This is a genomic window from Streptomyces sp. NPDC088147, assembly GCF_044741565.1.
In the GTDB taxonomy this organism is placed as follows: Bacteria; Actinomycetota; Actinomycetes; order Streptomycetales; family Streptomycetaceae; genus Streptomyces.
The window spans coordinates 429,201-446,562 of sequence record NZ_JBIUSY010000006.1 but is presented as its reverse complement, the minus strand read 5'-3'; the positions used below and the strand labels follow the sequence as shown (position 1 = coordinate 446,562).

9 protein-coding genes are annotated in these 17,362 nt (G+C 71.2%); 1 reads left to right on the top strand and 8 read right to left on the bottom strand.

Annotation, left to right across the window (positions count from 1 at the left end; genetic code table 11):
* Window positions 1-363 precede the first annotated feature (363 nt).
* On the bottom strand, window positions 364-999 hold the full coding sequence (locus tag ACIOGX_RS22780; RefSeq protein ID WP_401915664.1) for an SRPBCC family protein: 636 nt from the start codon (window positions 997-999) through the stop codon (window positions 364-366).
* A 229-nt stretch (window positions 1,000-1,228) separates the two neighbouring features.
* Between ACIOGX_RS22780 and ACIOGX_RS22775 the strand changes: the two genes are divergently transcribed.
* Window positions 1,229-1,882 carry a TetR/AcrR family transcriptional regulator gene (locus ACIOGX_RS22775; RefSeq protein ID WP_356508012.1) on the top strand — a complete coding sequence of 218 codons (654 nt, stop codon included), beginning with the start codon at window positions 1,229-1,231 and terminating at the stop codon, window positions 1,880-1,882.
* Between the two features lie 108 nt (window positions 1,883-1,990).
* Here the strand turns inward: ACIOGX_RS22775 and ACIOGX_RS22770 are convergent, their stop codons facing one another.
* The 7 genes from ACIOGX_RS22770 to ACIOGX_RS22740 all read right to left on the bottom strand — a co-directional run bounded on the left by ACIOGX_RS22770 (window position 1,991) and on the right by ACIOGX_RS22740 (window position 17,359).
* Window positions 1,991-4,846 carry a glycosyl hydrolase family 95 catalytic domain-containing protein gene (locus ACIOGX_RS22770; protein ID WP_401915661.1) on the bottom strand — a complete coding sequence of 952 codons (2,856 nt, stop codon included), beginning with the start codon at window positions 4,844-4,846 and terminating at the stop codon, window positions 1,991-1,993.
* An 83-nt stretch (window positions 4,847-4,929) separates the two neighbouring features.
* Window positions 4,930-6,051, bottom strand: coding sequence for a DNA alkylation repair protein (locus ACIOGX_RS22765; RefSeq protein ID WP_401915658.1), 1,122 nt, complete (start codon window positions 6,049-6,051; stop codon window positions 4,930-4,932).
* Window positions 6,052-6,266: 215 nt separating this feature from the next.
* On the bottom strand, window positions 6,267-7,298 hold the full coding sequence (locus ACIOGX_RS22760) for an alpha/beta hydrolase (RefSeq protein WP_401915656.1): 1,032 nt from the start codon (window positions 7,296-7,298) through the stop codon (window positions 6,267-6,269).
* 80 nt (window positions 7,299-7,378) lie between these two features.
* Entirely contained in the window at window positions 7,379-10,312 is a 2,934-nt protein-coding gene (locus ACIOGX_RS22755; protein WP_401915654.1) for a glycoside hydrolase family 2 TIM barrel-domain containing protein, read from the bottom strand.
* 117 nt (window positions 10,313-10,429) lie between these two features.
* A complete protein-coding gene (locus ACIOGX_RS22750) occupies window positions 10,430-13,645 on the bottom strand; it encodes an alpha-mannosidase (RefSeq protein WP_401915651.1) in 3,216 nt (1,071 codons plus the stop codon).
* Entirely contained in the window at window positions 13,638-15,743 is a 2,106-nt protein-coding gene (locus tag ACIOGX_RS22745) for a DUF2264 domain-containing protein (RefSeq protein ID WP_401915649.1), read from the bottom strand. The genes ACIOGX_RS22750 and ACIOGX_RS22745 overlap by 8 nt, the downstream gene beginning before the upstream one ends.
* Window positions 15,743-17,359 carry an extracellular solute-binding protein gene (locus ACIOGX_RS22740; protein WP_401915646.1) on the bottom strand — a complete coding sequence of 539 codons (1,617 nt, stop codon included), beginning with the start codon at window positions 17,357-17,359 and terminating at the stop codon, window positions 15,743-15,745. Before ACIOGX_RS22740 ends, ACIOGX_RS22745 begins: the two co-directional genes overlap by 1 nt.
* Window positions 17,360-17,362 lie beyond the last annotated feature (3 nt).

The following is a 17,362-nucleotide window of genomic DNA, read 5'->3' as shown; positions in this document are numbered from 1 at the left end:
AACGGGCGCGTGCCTCAGGGAAAATCGCGCGCGCTCGGCGGCCTGGGAACGATCCAACCGAATCGCGCGGGCCCGATGAGCGGCCCTTCACGAGGTCAATCGGAATGGCCGGATCGGCTCGGCGAATTCGCGCTTGACCTGCGTACCGGCCCTTCCCGTCCAGGTGGCCGACCGTTGGCGGAATGTCCATGGGGCGGGTTCGGTGAACCTTTCTGACGGCTTGTCATATGCCGGATCTTCGTTGTGGAATGGTTAGATCTGATGATCGATTAGGCCGGTGGCCGCCGCGGAGACGCCGCGCCGCCGCCCTCCTCGCGCAGGGCTGAGGGGGACGGCGGCGCGGGTGCGGGCCCGGTGCGGGGTTCAGCGGGGGCAGTGACCGGCGCGGGCCTCGGCGGCGGTCTTCAGGTCGTTCAGCCATGCTTCGAGGCCATCGGCGAGGATCTTGGTCGCGGTGGGCACGTCCGCCTCCACCTGGTCCCCGGTGTGGGTCTCCTCGGTGCGCACGAGGACGCCGCCCTTGACCTTGGTGAAGTTCCATACGTGGACGCCGTCGATGCGCAGTCCCTCGCCGATCGCGGGACCGGTCCAGCGGATGCAGGAGTCGCGCTTGAGCTGCTCGACGGTCGAGGTGATCTCCAGGCTGGTGGCGGGAGTCGCGGGGTTGGGAGGGATCGGGGTCGTCCAGCGGAACGCCGACCCCTTCCGGAACGGGCCGTGGCCGAGGCGTTCCACGGTCTCGACGTGGGGCTGCCAGGACGGCCAGCTCTCGACGTCGGTCTGGAGCTTCCAGATGGTGCTCAGCGGCGCGTGGATCACCGTCTCGGTCTTGGCGCGGACGAGGGCTGTGGGGTCGACGCCCTGTCCGCGGCAGGTGAGGGACGTGGCGGGTTGAGGGGTGGCGGCGGCGGGCGCGGCGGCGGTGCCGAGGACACCGGCGACGACGACCGGGACGGTGAACAGGGCGGCGCGGACGCCGGTGCTGTGGATGCGGGACATGGTGATCTCCTTGGCGGTTGCCGGGTGGGCGTGGCGTGTCGAGTGGGCGGGAGGGGTGGCGATCCCGGCGGTGATGTCACCGTCCGGGCGAGGTCACCGCCCTTCGTTAGAAGCTCCTGTGTTCGTTAGAAGTTATAACTCATCGCGAACCGGCAGGTCAACAGGTTGCGTGATAGCCTCTAACGAAATCGTGAACTTGTAGCCATAAGGCTGGGGAAGGTGGCGGACCATGGCGGAACCGGACACGGAGACCCCCCGCGAGCGCTATCGCACCCAGGTGCGCGCGGAGGTCAAGGAGCGTGCCTGGGAGCAGATCGCGACGGCGGGAGCGTCCGCGCTCTCCCTCAACGCGATCGCCAAGCGGATGGGCATGAGCGGACCCGCGCTCTACCGCTACTTCGCCGGCCGCGACGAGCTGATCACCGAACTCATCCGGGACGCGTACCGAAGCCTCGCCGACGCCCTCCGTGCGGCCTCCGCCGACGGTGCCGATCCGGCCGGACTGGCGCACGTTCTGCGTGGCTGGGCCCTGGAGGACCCTCAGCGGTACCTCCTCATCTACGGCACCCCCGTCCCCGGTTACCACGCGCCCGAGGACATCACCGGCATCTCCCACGAGATCATGACCACCCTGCTCGACGCGTGCACGGCGCTCGCCCCGGACGTCCCCGCGACACCGTTCAGCACGCACCTCGAAGATCACCGGGCCTGGGCCGGCGATCACCCGGCCCCGCCCGCGGTCCTCCAGCTCGCCCTCACGTTCTGGACCCGGCTGCACGGCGTCCTGTCCCTGGAACTCGCCGGCCATTTCAGCGGAATGGGCTTCGACCCCGCCCTGTTCTTCGCGGCCGAACTGGAGGCCCTGCCGGCACACCGGGCGTGAGCCGTACGACAGGCAGGGCGGGCTTCCCCGGCCGAGGGAAACCCGCCCTGTCCTGCGCCGATCCTTATGCCGATCTCTGTGCCGATCTCGGTGCCGGCGTCCGGTTTCTCAGGCCGGATTGAGGCGGTACGTCTGCCCGGCCGCCGTCTGGACCGTGATCACACCCCCGGCAGTGGTGTACGGCACCGCGTTGCCGGCCGCGTCGGTCACCGTGAACGCCGCCGACCACGGGTTCCTCACCCGCAGCGTGCCGCCCGCCTCGCTCCGGACGTCCACGTACTGGACCGTGCCCGCCGCCTTCGCGCTGGAGACCACGAACGCGCCCTTCTGGCGCAGCTGGTAGAAGCTCGCGTCCTTGGCCGCGGGCCAGACGGGGAAGAGCGAGATGACGGACGCGTCGCTCTGCACCAGCATGCTGTTGATCGCCTCGGTCGCGCCCGACTTCTCGATGCCGTGGTGCGGGTCGGTGATCCGCAGGTTCGGCGCCGTACGCGTCGAGATCACCGACGTGAATGCTCCGATGAGCTGATCCGCCGGATAGCCCACCCGCGCGGCCTGGTTGAAGATCTTCGGGAAGCTGTTCTCCTGACCCCACGAGTTCATCGCGGTCACGGTGTCGCGCGCGACCTGGAGCCGGCCGGCGTCGGAGTTCACGCCCAACTGGTCGGCGGGCTGAATGAATTCGAGGTTGATGGTGTTGTCACCCGGCCGGATCAGCCGGGTATCCGTGCCCTGCATGCCGCTCGCCAGCGAGTAGACCGTCCTGCCGTTCAGCGTGGTCGTCGGCTGGGCGGGCAGGTTGCCGAGGATGTTCTCCCAGACCGCCCGGCGGTCGGCGTCGACGTTCAGCTTCCGGCTGCCGGAAACGGCGGCGGCGAGCACCTGCTTGAGCATGCCGAGGTCGGGCGAGGAGTTCTTGCCCCAGGTGCCCTCGTGCGGACCGCCCCAGAGCGAGTACGCGCCGGCCGCGTCCCGCTCCACCCAGTGCTCGAAGAACCGCGCGACCTGGCTCAGGAACGGATACCCCTTGGTGCGCAGGAAGTCCTCGTCCTGTGTGTACTCGTAGTACGCCACGAACTGCGTCGCGGAGAACAGGGAGTTGGAGACCTGCTGGTGGTACTGGTCGTCCGTGGTCGAGCCGCTCGCCGAACCGAACGGGCTGATCCCCACCGGGAACAGGACACCCGACGGCACACCCCCGCTCGGGAAGCGCGAGGCGACGTACTCCTGATGCACCCGCCGCAGATCCTGCCTGGCCCGGCGCTGCGCCTCCGGCACATAGGAGAGGATCGCCTCGTGGAACGGCAGCGCGAGATCGGGGCGGTTGCTGGAGTAGACCCCGTAGAACGGCGCCTGCGCGTTGTAGTTGAGGTGGAGGTCACCGTCCCACATCGGGTCGTCCGTGGTGGTCCAGATCCCGAAGATGCCGGGAGCGGTCCTGCCCGCGCGGCTGGAGGCGCCGATGAAGTACTGGGCGGGGTAGTAGTACCTCTCCAGCGCGGCGTCGTTCAGGCTGACGGCCGACCGCATCCAGAAGTTCTTCCACCAGGCGACCCGCTGGGAGTCGAGCGTTCCGATGGAACCGGCGTTCTCCGCCCGCACCCGCGCCACCGCGTCGTCGTGCGGAGCCGCCGGGTTCCGGCCGCCACCGGTGACCGCCGTCACCAGCGTCACGGTGCCGCCCGCCGGAACGGTGAAGACCGTCTTCGCCGTCGGGCCGGACGAGGTGGGCGGCTGGACGGCGGTGGCTCCGAGCACCGTGGAGGCCAGGGCCGCGCGGGACACCCAGTTCGGCCCCGACGGTGTGGCGCGCTCGGCCCACATCACCTGGCCGTCGACGCCGGACGCGTTGCCGTACTGGGGGTTCGGGCTGCCCATGGCACCGGCGAACGTCGACGCCTGGAGCCGCACCGGCCGGGAGCCGGTCGAGGTGACCGACGTGACCAGGACGTTCTTCTCGGCCGCCAGCCATGTCCTCATCGACAGCGGGGTGTCGCCCATCGACACGGACGTGGTGACCGACCCGTCGACGATGTGCTGTTCCTCGCGGAACGGCTGGGCGGGCGGGGGCGTACCGCCCGCGCTCGCGTACAGCGAGATCTGCCCGATACGGGCGCGCGGGTTGTTCGTCGAGTCGGGAGTGGTGTTCTGCGTCGGCTCGGTGATGTGCAGCCGGACATAGCGCGTCCGTACGGCGGTGACGGTCCGGTCGATGACATCGGCCGTGTTGTTCGTGACCGTGTCGACGGTGTTCCACGTGGTGCCGTCCGCGCTGGTCTGGAACGTCATGTTCTTCGTGTTGAACGCCTCGTTCCCGGGGCGCGCCGCGTTGTCGTTGCGCACCACGAAGCGCGCGATCGTCTTGACGGAGCCCAGGTCGAGAGCGATCCACTGCGGCTTGCCGATCGCCGAGACCCAGCCTTCGTAGCCGCTGCCCCACTGACCGTTGACCGCGCGGGACGCGGTGAAGGAGTCGGTCGTGCTGCCGGCGGTCGCCGTGGCGCCGAGCGCGAGGTCGGGGTTGTCCTGGGCGGTGGTGCTCTGGAGGGTGACACCGCCGATGGGCGCGCTCCTCGTCGTCGGGTTCCCCGCCCAGAAGTCGCCCTTGGAGACGTAGAACGACTTCACGCCCGTGCTGCCGCCGGAGGTCACCCCCACGTCGCCGTTCCCGAGGAGGGCGGTGTCCGGCATCGTGCGGGATACCGAGCCGGTGTAACTCTGGTTCGTCCAGGTGCCCTTGATGCCCTCCAGCTTCGGCCGCAGGATGTTCCACTGCTCGGCCGGGGACGGTGCGCCCGCCGCCGCCCGGACGGGCGCGGCGCCCGCGGGTCCGGCGACCGCGCTGCCGGGGACGGCGAGGGAGATCGCCAGGGCGAGCGCTGGCAGCCCCGAGTGGAGGCCCGTGCGGCGCCGTATACGGCCCGTACCGCGGAAGCGTGACCGCGTCGTTCTCTCGTGCCCCATCGTTACTCTCCTTTGAGTGGGGGGTGGTGCGAGAGCTGAGGTCGTACAGGTGTGAGTGGCGCCTCTCCCCGGGACGACGACCCTCATAGGTCGACGTCGAACGTGGCCTTCCCGGAGCGGCGTCCGTTGACCTGGATCTCCAGGGCGTGTTCGCCGGGGTAGTGCCGACGTGTCGTGATCGGGCGGAAGGAGTGCCGGCGCTCCAGCGCGAGCCGTTCTCCGGCGGCCAGGGTCCGCGTGGTCAGTTTGAACACGCGAGGCGACGTGGTGCCGTTGGCCTTGACGTAGTGGATGACGTAGTCGACGGCCAGCCGGACCGGCTCCGGCCCCCCGTTGGTGAGGTCGACACCGAAGGCCAGTGCGTCGTCCTGGGTGACCCTCGCGCTCAGCAGTCTGGGCCCGGTGACGATCAAGTCCTCGGGAGGCGGGGCGAATCCGAGCAGATCGAGCGCTGCCGTATCGGCCTGTTTGACGAGGGTACGCATGGCGTGCCGGACCACCGCGGGCGTGGTGGCGGCAGCGGCGCGCTCCGACCAGCCGCGCGCCGTGGAGACCGCGAGGGCCGGGTCGAGCCGTGAGATGTCGTTGAGGTGGTTGGCCACGGATCTGCGGACCACCTCGTCGGCGTCGGTGTGGAGCGCGTCGAGGATCGGCACGGTCACGGAGGGCCGGCGGCGCAGTTCCGGTACCTGCTTCGCCCAGGGCAGCCGCGGTCGGGTGCCCTCGCTCGCCAGCCGCCGTACCGAGGGGTCGGCGGAGGCGGTCCAGGTGCCGACGGTCCGCAACGCCCTTCCGAGGTCCGCGTTGAGGAAGGTCCGCAGGGCGAATTCACTGGTCAGCCGGGGTGTCAGGGCGGCGAGAAGGGCGAGGCCGTCCTCGAAGTCGGCGGAGCGGGCCGAGTCCGTGGCCAGCACCGCCACGGCTTCGGAGACCGGCCAGATCATCCAGCCGGAGAACCCCGGATCGGCCAGGGCGGCACGGAAGACGTCCGCGGCGGCCCGGTACGTACCGGGGAGGTCCTGGACCAGCGCGTCACGTACGGCGCCGACCCGTTGGCTCAGGCCGAGCGGCCCGACGGCCTCGGCGCTCGCGTGTACGGCGGACCAGCTCGTGGACCCGTACGTGCCCGGCGCGGTGGTCGCGCCGAGCACGCGTGCCAGCTGTCTGACGGTGGCCGCGCTGATCAACTCGTCGGCGGTGGGCATGTCGTTACGTCCTTCGTGTGTCGGTCCGGATCGGTCGGGACCGGTTCGTACCGGTCCGGATCCAGGGTCGTCCTCGCACGTCAGACGTTACGACGGCACTAGGACAGTTCCGGTCCTGGTGCTGGTCCTGGTGCTGTCCCCGGTCATGTTCCTGGGCCTGGACCTGGGCCTGGACCCGGGCCTGGTCCTGCTCCTGGGCCCCGGAGGCGGCACACTCACGTCGCGCCGATCGCCGCCGTGAGCATCGGGAGCGCACGGGTGAGGGCGCGTTCCCAGTAGGGCCAGGTGTGGGTGCCGGGCCCGTAACGGTCGGCCGTGACATTCAGGCCGTGGGACCGCGCGCGGGCTATGTAGTCCCCGGCCATCACGTCGAGGGTCGCCTCCAGACTGTCGGGCGTACGGTCCGGGGGGTCGAACGGGCCGGGGAGCCCGTTGCCGCTGCTGACGTAGACGGGAAAGCCGCGGGGCAGCCGGGAGATCAGCTCGTAGGCGTTGTGTGCGCGCCAGAGGCCCGCCTGGGCCGTGGGATCGCCCCAGAGATCGAGCGGATCGAGACCCTGCCCCTTGACGATGTTCTGGATGCCGGTCGTGTACCGCGCCGTGTTGACGAGACCGCTGAAGGACGCGGCCGCGCGGAACAGCGTCGGATGCTGTCCGGCGTAGTACAGCGCGCCGTGGCCGCCCATGGACAGCCCGGCCACGGCGCGTCGGTCACCGGCCCGCACCTGCTGCTCCAGGATCAGGCGCACCTCGCTGAGGTGGAAGGTCTCCCAGGCCGGGGTCCCGTACCGGCCCTGGTTCCACCAGTTCGCGTAGAAGCCCGCGGGTCCGCCCTCCGGGATCACGACCAGGGCGGGGGTCCGGGCCGTGAGGGCGTCGGCGTTGCCCCAGCCGGCCGAGCCGGGGCTTCCGCAGCAGCCGTGCAGCAGATACAGCACGGGCCACCGGCGGGTGGGCGCGCTGTCGAAGCCGGGCGGCAGCAGCACGGTCACATTGCCGGTGCGGCCGAGTGCGGGGGATTCGATCCGCAGGTTCAGCGTGCGCGCGTTGATCCGCTCGGCCGCCAGGAGGCGCGGCCCGCGACGGGAGGAGGGCGCGGCGGAGGGCGGTGTGGCGGAGGACGCGGATGCCACGGAGCCCGACGTGACGGCGCCCACGCCGGCAACGGCCAGCGCGGCGACGGCACGCCGTCGGGTGAGGGGGAGCGAGGGGGGTATGTCGCGTGCGGGGCGGGGTGGTTGGGACATGATGTCTTCTCCGTCTCTCATCTCATTCCGGGACGTGCGGAGCAGTGAGCAGGTGGAGCGGTGGGCATGTTCCGGTGTGGTCAGGGGATCGCGCGCAGCACCACCGTGAAGTCCATGGGGGCCGCCGTCAACCGATGGGCCGGCAGTGTGTCGGGTCCGCAGGAGGCGGATCCCAGTCCGTGCTGGGCGAGGTCGAGATGGACGTGGACACGGTCGCGGGCGACGAGTTCGTGCGGGTGCCGGGCGGCGTCGAGGTCCTCGGTGGTCCAGCGGCGCGCCGTGAACCCGAGATGCGGCCGGCCCTCGAAGCGGATGCCGCCGGCCGATCCGTCCGGCGGCGTCAGCTCGGCCCAACGCACCTCGCTGCGATGGCCGTTCTCCTGCGGAAACGTGTACGGGAACTGGAGCGCGTCGACGGTGTGCTCCCAGCGCCCGACCCGTACCGCCGCACGGGAGTCGGGGTACGACTCGCCGGGCCCCAGCCCGAACCAGCGGACCAGGCTCCAGCCGGCCGGTACCGCCAGACGCACGCCGAAGCGCGGCAGCGGCATGTCCGCGGGCCACGGGCCGTCGGGCGCCGCTGTCAGGCGCAGCCGCAGACCACCGGGCACCGCGCTCCAGTGGTAGGTGGCGGCCAGCCCGAACTGCTCGGAGGCGGGCGCGAGCCGGCCGCGGACGGTGAGAGCCGTATCGTCGGCCTGCACCTGGTCGGTGCGATGGCGCATACGGTCCAGGCCGCGCTGACGCCAGGTACGGGCGGCCTCGGAGCCGCGCAGTTCCGCGCCGGGCTCACGGTCGTTGTCGGTCATGGCCCGCCAGATGTCGAGCACGGGCCCGTCCAGCTCCGTACCGCCCAGCGAGCGGAGCCGTCCGGTGTGGACGTCGAAGGTTCCCTCGCCGAAGGCGACTTGACCGGTCGGGTGCCGGTCCGTGGAGAGCCGCTCCGCCGCCGGTGGCCGTCGCGAGTGCCGGGCCGCGGCCTCCGGCTCCTGGGGCGGCGCGCCCTCGGCCACGCGCGCCTGGCCGAAGGCGACCTCGTGCCCGGCGGGGGCCCAGCGGTTCGCCGCCGCGAGGACGGCCCGTACCGTGAGCCACGTCTCGCGGCCCGTGGGAGCGATGGCGGGCAGGGCACAGGTCGCCTCGCCTCCGGCCGGGATCACCGGGACGTCCAGCGGTCCGGAGTCCACCACGCCGTGGTCGGTGACCACGTCGTACAGGAAGCGCAGTGCGGAGGTGTCCGCGAAGCGCAGCGTGCTGCGTACGGTGACCGTGACCGTGCCGGACCGCGGGACGATCGTCAGGCGCAACGGCTGGATGACCGCCTTGAGTTCCAGCAGGCCGGGCGTCGGGGTGCGGTCGGGGAGCAGCAGTCCGTCGGCGATGTAGTTGCCGTCGTGGATCTCCTCGCCGAAATCGCCGCCGTAGCCGAAGAACTCCTGGCCGCTGAGGGGATCACGGGTCCGCAGGGACTGGTCGTTCCACTCCCACACCAGCCCGCCCATCAGCCGCTCGTGGGTCTCGAACAGCCGCTGGTAGTCGGCGAGTCCACCGGGTCCGTTGCCCATGGCGTGGGCGTATTCGCACATCAGATAGGGCTTCTCGGGGTGCTCACCGCCGGTGCCGATGTGCTCCACACCGGCGTGTTCACGATAGGTCTGGCTGTAGATGTCGCTGCACTCGACATCGCCGGAGTAGTGGACCGGGCGGGACGCGTCCCGCCCGGAGATCCAGGCGCGCATCGCGTGCAGATTACGTCCCTTGCCCGCTTCGTTGCCCAGGGACCAGATCACCACGCTGGGACGGTTCTTGTCGCGCTCCACCATGCGCCGGGCACGGTCCAGACAGGCCGCCTCCCACGCCGGGTCGTCGCTGGGATTGCCGCGCCAGCCGGCCTCCAGGATGAAGCCGTGGGTCTCCAGGTCGCATTCGTCGATGACGTACAGGCCGTACTCGTCGCACAGGTCCAGGAAGTACGGATGCGGCGGATAGTGACTGGTGCGTACCGCGTTGATGTGGTGACGCTTCATCAGGACGACGTCGTCGAGCATGTCCCGCGCGGTCAGCGCGCGGCCCCGGTCGGGGTGGAACTCATGGCGGTTGACGCCGTGGAGCTTCACCGGCCTGCCGTTCACGGTGAACACATGACCGTCGATACGGACCGTGCGAAATCCGATGCGCAGCGGGACCACGGTCCCCGCCGCGGTGAGTGATCCCTCGTACAGGCGCGGCAGTTCGGCGCTCCACGGCTCGACCCGGGGGACGGTGACGCGCTCGCCCGCCGGGACGTCCACACCGAGCTCGGGTACACGCACACGCGCGTCCACGGCGTCGGCGTCGACCTCCACGCACAGGACGCCCTCGCCCGTCGCGGACGTGTAGCCGGCGTGCACCCGGTAGTCGGTGACCGCCCCGGCGGGCCGCGTGTGCAGCGACACCTCGCGGAAGACGCCCGACAGCCACCAGGTGTCCTGGTCCTCCAGATAGGAGCCCGCCGACCACTGGTGGACCTGGACGGCGAGTACGTTCTCCGTGCCCGGCCGCAGCAGATGGCCCACGGCGAACTCGGACGGCAGCCGGCTGCCACCGGCCGAACCCACCTCGGTACCGTTCAGCCACACCGTGAAGAACGAGTCGACCCCTTCGAAGCGCAGCACCGACCGGTCCGGGTCGGGCCAGGGCTCGGGCGGACGGAAGCCGTAGCGGTAGCAGCCGGTCGGATTCTCCTGGGGGACATAGGGGGGATCGACGGGGAACGGGTAGCGGATATTGGTGTAGACGGGCGCGCCGTAGCCGTGCAGCTGCCAGTGGGAGGGGACCGGCAGCAGGTCCCAGGCCGTGTCGTCGAACGTCTCGGACCAGAACGCGTCCGGCACGTGCGCCGGATCCGGGGCCAGGTGGAAGCGCCAGTCGCCGTTCAGGCTCAGGTGCGGGGCGGAGCTGGGGAACGCGGCACGGGCCGGCAGCGGGCCCGGCGGTGGGGCCGGGTCGAGGTGCCGGGGCAGTGCGGGGGACATGACGGGCGCCTCCTCGGACGATCGGGCCGGGATGTGATCGTGTCGGTACAGGCATGAACGGGTGGGTGCGCAGGCGGGGCGGGCGCGCGGTCGCCCCGCCTGCGCACCGCCCCCGCGTCAGCTCTTCAGCCGTACCGTCAGGATCTGGAACGGACGCAGCGAAAGGCTGACGTCATGACCGTCCGCCGTGACCGTCAGCTCGGACTCGGCCTGTTCCAACAGGTCCGCGAGATGGGCCGCCCGCAGCCCGCGAGCGCTGGTGAGCGTGGTGGTCGCGGCGCCGCCACGGGATTCGTAGAGCCGTACGACGACATCGCCGGAGCGGTCGTCGGCGAGCTTGACCGCCTCCACGACCACGGCCGGGTCGGAGACCGTGACCAGGGGTGCGGCCGTGGCCGTACCCGGGCGTCGGCGCAGCGGCAGATGCAGCGCGTAGCCCCCTGCGATGGCGGCGCCGATATCGGCGCCCGCCTCCAGCGCGTAGGTGAAGGAGTGCCGGCCGCGGTCGGCCTGCGGGTCCGGGCTGTGCGGCGCGCGCAGCAGACTGAGCCGCAGTGTGGTGGTGGTGCCGCCGTCCTCCCGGGTGTGACGGCGTACGTCATGCCCGTACGTCGAGTCGTTGAGGACGGCCGCGCCGAAACCGTACTCACCGACATGCACCCATCGGTGGTTCCACACCTCGAAGCGGGCCGCGTCCCAGCTGGTGTTCTCGTGCGTGGGCCGCCGCACATGCCCGAACTGGATCTCCGCGCTCTCGTGCTCGGCGTGCACATCCAGCGGCCAGGCCGCCTTCAGCACGGCGTCGCGCTCCTGCCAGTCGATATCGGTGTGCACCACCAACCGTCGGCTTCCGGCGGCCAGTTGGAGGTCCTGGGTGATCCGCGAGCCGCCGAAGGACCGTTCCACGCGGACACTCGCGAGCAGCGGGCCCCGCTCGGTCAGCGTGACCGAGTCGGCCTCGACGAGATCGCGCACCGTGTTGCGGTAGTGGTGGTCGATGTTCCAGGCGCTCCAGACGTTGGGGTCGTCGTGGTGCAGCTGGAGCAGGTTGCCCGGCTGGTCCGGGGCGAGCGTCTCGCGCGCGGCGGCCAGGTCCCGTACGGACCGGACGAGCCCGGCGCCGTCGATCCGTACGCGAAGCAGGCCGTTGTCGAGGACGAATCCCGCACCGTCAGCCGCGCCCGCGCCGTCACTCCCATCGTCTGTCGTGCCCGCGTCGTCTCCCGTACCCGCGCCGTCTCCCGTACCCGCGTCGTCGCTCCCGTCGACCGCCTCGGCCGTCACGGGCGCGAGTGCCTCGTCGGCCAGGGTGCCCGCGCCCAGGGCGGGCGCGGTGACGGCGACGGCGTACCGCCCGTCGCTCAACGGCTGCGCGTCGCGCGGTGCGCGCACGCCGGCCGGCAGGACGAGCACCTCGTGCCGCGCGTGCGGGCCCGCGTTGAACACACTGTGCGGCTCGTCGGCGTTCCCGTCGTCCCCGGCCGCTGTCAGCGCCGACAACGCGCCGTCGATGATCCGCTCAAGTCCCTCGTGGATCAGGCCGTATGTCTCCTCCGCCTGCCGGTGCACCCACGCGATGGACGACCCGGGCAGGATGTCGTGGAACTGGTGCAGCAGCACCTGCTGCCACAACTCCTCCAACTCCTCGTAGGGATAGGGTGCCCCCGCGTGCACGGCGGCCGTCGCGGCCCACAGTTCGGCCTCGCGCAGCAGCTGTTCGGAGCGCCGGTTGCCCCGCTTGGTGCGGGCCTGGCTGGTGTACGTACCGCGGTGTGTCTCCAGATACAGCTCGCCGCGCCAGACCGGCCGTCGCGGATACTCCGTGCGGGCCGTCTCGAAGAAGTCCGTCGGGCGGGTGATCTCCACCTTCGGCGAGCCCTCCAGATCCCGCAGCCGGCGGGCCTTCTCCAGCATGCCGCGGGTCGGACCGCCGCCGCCGTCGCCGAAACCGAACGGCGCGAGCGACCGGCTGGCCGCCCCCTTCTCGGCGAAATTTCGCTCGGCATGGGAGAGTTCACGCCCCGTCAGCTCCGCGTTGTACGTGTCGACGGGCGGGAAGTGGGTGAGGATACGGGTCCCGTCGATGCCTTCCCAGTCGAAGGTGTGATGCGGCAGCCGGTTGGTCGCGTTCCACGACAGCTTCTGCGTCAGGAACCAGCGCGCCCCGGCGAGGCGGGCCAGCTGCGGATACGCGGCGGTGTAGCCGAAGGAGTCCGGCAGCCACACCCCGTCCTGCTCGATTCCGAACTCCGCCGCGAAGAACCTGCGCCCGTACACGAGTTGACGTGCCAGCGCCTCCCCGCCGGGGAGATTGCCGTCGGCCTCCACCCACATGCCGCCGACCGGTACGAAGGTGCCGTCGCCCACCGCCTTCCTGATCCGCTCGAAGATCTCGGGGCGCTGTTCCCTCATCCACGCGTACTGCTGCGCGGAGGAGCAGGCGAAGACCAGCTCCGGGTACTCCTCGGCCAGGGTGGTGATGTTGGTGAAGGTACGGGCGCACTTGCGGACGGTCTCGCGCAGCGGCCACAGCCAGGCGGAGTCGATATGGGCGTGGCCGACGGCGCTGATGGTGTGCGCGGAGGCGTGCGCGGGCCGGGCCAGCACCTCGGAGAGCGCGGCGCGTCCGGCGGCGGCCGTGGCGGCGACGTCCCAGGGGTCGACGGCGTCGACGGCGCGGTCCAGGGCGCGCAGGATCTCGTGACGGCGCGACGAGTCGGCCGGCAGCTCGCGCATCAGCTCGTCCAGCACCTCGATGTCGTGCAGGAGATGCCACACGTCCTCCTCGCGGACGGCGATCCCGGCGGCGAGCAGCCGGTAGAGCGTGTCGGTGCCCGCGGTCTCCTTCGAGCCGTAGTGGGTGCCGATGCCGCGGCTGCCGCTGATCGGCGGGTTGGCGGCCAGCTCGATCAGCAGATCCACCGGCTCCTCGCCGTTCGCCGAACCGGTGAGCAGCACCGACCTGTTGTAGGGGTGCAGACCCTGGACCGGAGTGCCGGACGCGTCGTGCACGAAGCCCTCCGCCTGTCCGCCCGGTCCCTTCGTCAGATCGAAATCCAGGTCGAAGACGGCCTCCACCCGGCGGCCCGCCCAGGCGGCGGGGATACGGGCACGGGCGCGCAGCCAGGTGGTCGCCCACGGGCCGCCCCACCCCTCGCCCACGCTGAAGGGCTCGTACTCGGCGGTCAGGGCCTCGGCGACGGGAACGGGCTCGCCCGGCACCCGCCAGGCGGACAGCTCCAGGGGGAGCGACGGGCCGTAGAGGGCGGGCGCCAGACGCTCCGCCGCGAACTTGGCGATCCGGTCCTCGGTGGATACGCGGTCGTCATGCATGGGACGAGGGTTCCTTCTCGGTGGACGGCGGTGCGGGAACGGGTGCGGAGGCGGGAGGAGCGGGGAGGCGAACGGTGTCGAGCTGTCCATCGGGCCACAGGACGTCCACCACGATGGCGTGCGCGTCCGTCGTGTCGGTGGCGTCGGTGGCGTCGGTGGCGTCGGTGGCGTCGGTGGCTTCAGCGGCGTGGGCGGCGTCCGTGCTCCGGGGGCGGAGGCGGACCCGCGGTATCCGCTCCTCGGACAGAGCCGAGCCCCCGAGGTGGACGGCCGCGGCGTACGGCCGTGCGAAGACCACATCGCCTGAGGTGGAGAGTGTGGGTGTCGCGGATGTGGTCGTGAGGGCGTTGGTATCGGTTCCGTGGTGCACGTCGGTCTCGTCGAAGCCGGACGGGGATTCGAGGACCGACCCGGTCCCGGACTTGGACCCGGACCCGGAGCCGGACTCGGCGTTCTCGTCGAGGACGGGCAGCGGGACCAGACCGCTGCGCGGGTACACATCGCCCGTGCCCACGGCCCATCCCCCCAGCCGCAGCCGCCATGGACCGGGGTCGCCCCCGGGCGCCGGGTCCACCCGCACCAGCCGGACTTCCACCGTGCCGCGCAGGACGGACGCCACGGTGATCCACGGCCCCGGGCGGTACGCCGTGTCCGGGCCGCCGAAGCAGTCCCAGCGCTCGTCCTCCGGCCAGTGCGCGCGGCTCCGTGACACCGCGACGCGGCCCTCGACCGTGACGCGCTCCAGGGGCCGCCGGTGGCTGGCCCGTCCGTCCGCGCCGAGCAGCACGACCGACGAATCCACCGGCCCGCCGCGCGGATCCGACGGCGTCTCGGGCGCGGCATGCGTCGAGAAGGCGATCCGCGCGTACAGCGGGTCGTCGGAGTGCGGCCGGGCCGGATCGGCGTGGTCGCTGCCGTGGTTGACGACACGCACGACACCGTCGGCGCGGGTTCCGGACACCAGCCAGCCGGGTGCGCGCAGGGCGAGGGCGAAGTCGCCGGACTCGACGGGCAGCGGACTCTCGTCGGCGCTCCACACCGGATGGCCGTCCGGCAGCAGCAGGCCCGCGAACCCCTTGCTGGCCCAGTACGGAGACGCGGGTCCCGAGTACACCTGAAGGACGGGCCGGAACGGCCGGTGCCAGCCCAGTGTGAGCAGCCCCCGCTCGTCGACGGCGCCGTGACGGGTGAAGTGGTCCAGCATCCGGCCCGCCAGCCGGCGTGTCTGGCCGGGCGGCAGCGGCGTCGCGTCGAAGAGCGCGCCGGTCCACACCGGCGCCAGCGCCGCGAAGCGGTACGTCAGCGAGCGGCCCTGGATCAGCGGCGAGCCGTTGCCGCCCACCAGGTGCCGGGCATCGTCCAGGAAGCGGCGCAGCCGGGTCCGGTAGCGGTCGAGGAGTCCGTCCGGCGCCCCGTCCCCGAGGATGCGGCAGAACCAGAGCGGATAGAAGTGCATGGCCCAGCCGTTGTAATGGTCGTAGTTGCGGTGTGCGCCGCCGGAGAGCCCGTCGGAGTACCAGCCGTCGCCCGTGTACCAGTCCTCGGTGAGTTCGATGGTCCGCGTCAGATCGCCGGCCCGCCAGGCGCCGCCCGTGGTGCGGGCGAAGGCCTCGGTGATGGCCTGGAACCAGATCCAGTTGTTCCCCGGCATCGTGTTCCCGACCATGTGGCCCAGCCAGTCGTGCAGTTGATGCCGCGTACGGTCCGGCAGGCGGTCCCAGATCCATGGCCTGGTCTCGTGCAGGGCGATGGCGATCGAGGCCGCCTCCACCTTGGCCTGGTTGGACTCGGCGAAGGTGGGCCAGCGCTCCTCGCTCGCCGGGTCGACGCCCGCCACGATCCCGGCCGCGTACCACTCGGCGAGCCCGTCCGGATCGTGGCCGCGCGCGCCGGCCAGCCGGAACGCGGCCAGCAGGAAGGTACGGGCGAAGCCCTCCAGACCGTCGCTCCAGGGGCCGTTGACACTGGCCGTACCGGGCAGTCCGATCAGCGCGTGGCGTTCCGAGGCGTACGGGCGGACCGCCAGCAGGAGCCGGTCGGCGAGTCGCTCCCAGTCCGCCCTGGTGAGCGGGGTCGCAGGGGGTGTGGAGTGCGGCATCAGTGGAGACTCTCCCAGTACTTCTCGTATTCGGCCCGCATCCGGTCGCCGCCCTCGCGGCGCCAGGTCCGCAGTGTGTCGTCCCACGACGACAGCGGATCCCGGCCCTGCATGATGCCCTTGAGGGCGTCGTCGATCCGCTTCTGGAGGCCGCCGCTCGAGGTCACGTCCGTCTCGGAGTACAGACCCTCGGCCGCGTTCTTCACCAGGACGTCCACGGCACGCTTCTGGAACGCGTGCTGCTGCGGGACGACCTCCGGACGCTCGGGGAAGTACAGCGACTGCGGGGCGTCCGTGACGAAGATCGTCGGTACGGATGTCTCGACGGTCCCGGTCGGGGTGAGCAGCGGGTCGGAGCCCTTGAGCGTGTGGTTGACGCCCTCGACTCCGTACTTGCGCAGCTTGTACGCGTCGGTTCCGAAGGGCGCGGCCAACGCGTTGCAGAGGCGCAGCAGTTGGCGTATGCGTGCGCGTGGCGCCTTCTTGAAGACGAGCGTGGCGAAGCTGGAGTCGCCGGCCCAGTGGGTGCCGGGCCCGCCGTCGAAGCCGGGCGCGAGCATCCCGTCGATCGCGAAGCCCTCCGTGTTCTGCGCGTACTGCCGGTAGAAGTCGTTCCAGCCGGCGTTGCCGTCGTAGTGCAGCGCGATCTGGCCGCTGCCGAACCAGTCCTTGAACTTGCCGAGGACGGTGTAGGCGTCGGGGTGCAGCAACTGGTCACGGGTCAGCCGGCGTACGGCGTCCAGGGCCTGCTTGATCTCCTCGGTCTCCAGCCAGGAGGTGAAGCGCCCCCGCTCCTCGCGCCATTTGTTGGGGCCGCCCAGCATCTCCATCATGAAGTAGAGCGTGGTCATCGGGTCGCCCAGCGCGTAGCGGCTGTGACGTGGCTCGGACAGATCCGCGCACAGCCGCCTGAACTCGTCGAAGCTGCCCGGGTTCGGATCGAGTGACTTCTCCTTGACCCGGTCGGCCCGGTAGTACATGACGGAGCCGGTGTTGGCGCGTGGCATGGGCAGCCCGTAGATGCCGCCGTTGTAGACCGTCCAGCGCCACGACTGGGAGGGGATGTTGGCGAGGTACGGATACTCACGGATCGCCGGGCCGGACAGATGCTCGGTCAGGTCCTGGAAGAGGGCGTTGAACATGGCGGGACGCTGGGTCGCGGAGGGCAGCACCGCCATCGCGTCGGGCAGGTCACCGCCCGCGATGACCACGGAGAACTTGTTGGGATAGTCCACGACCGGGACGATCTCCATCGAGAGCTCGGTGCCCAGACTGTCGTTGAGGGCCCGCCAGTAGGTGTTGCGGTCGGGCGGAGGCGGCACGGGATTGAAGATCAGTGTCATGACCGAGACGTCCGGGCCCTTGGCCGGCGGGCCGTCCGGGAAGGCGCGGGCGGGACGCTCCGGGTAGTGCAAGTAGCCGTTGAGCGCGCCCTCGGTGGTACCGGCCAGGGGCGCGGCGACGCCCCGGTACGGGAGGTACTCGGGCAGCCGGACCCGCGCGTTGTCGGCGAGCGGGAGCGGTGGCCCGCCGTCGCCGCATCCGGCGAGGGCCAGCCCGGCGGCGGCGCCGAGCGAGCCGCGCAGCAGATGTCTGCGCGTGAGATACGAGCCCATGTC

Bases quoted from the DNA above. Each gene is read 5' to 3' on its own strand.
- ACIOGX_RS22780 (WP_401915664.1), bottom strand. From the start codon at position 999: ATGTCCCGCATCCACAGCACCGGCGTCCGCGCCGCCCTGTTCACCGTC.
- ACIOGX_RS22775 (WP_356508012.1), top strand. From the start codon at position 1,229: ATGGCGGAACCGGACACGGAGACCCCCCGCGAGCGCTATCGCACCCAG.
- ACIOGX_RS22770 (WP_401915661.1), bottom strand. From the start codon at position 4,846: ATGGGGCACGAGAGAACGACGCGGTCACGCTTCCGCGGTACGGGCCGT.
- ACIOGX_RS22765 (WP_401915658.1), bottom strand. From the start codon at position 6,051: ATGCCCACCGCCGACGAGTTGATCAGCGCGGCCACCGTCAGACAGCTG.
- ACIOGX_RS22760 (WP_401915656.1), bottom strand. From the start codon at position 7,298: ATGTCCCAACCACCCCGCCCCGCACGCGACATACCCCCCTCGCTCCCC.
- ACIOGX_RS22755 (WP_401915654.1), bottom strand. From the start codon at position 10,312: ATGTCCCCCGCACTGCCCCGGCACCTCGACCCGGCCCCACCGCCGGGC.
- ACIOGX_RS22750 (WP_401915651.1), bottom strand. From the start codon at position 13,645: ATGCATGACGACCGCGTATCCACCGAGGACCGGATCGCCAAGTTCGCG.
- ACIOGX_RS22745 (WP_401915649.1), bottom strand. From the start codon at position 15,743: ATGCCGCACTCCACACCCCCTGCGACCCCGCTCACCAGGGCGGACTGG.
- ACIOGX_RS22740 (WP_401915646.1), bottom strand. From the start codon at position 17,359: ATGGGCTCGTATCTCACGCGCAGACATCTGCTGCGCGGCTCGCTCGGC.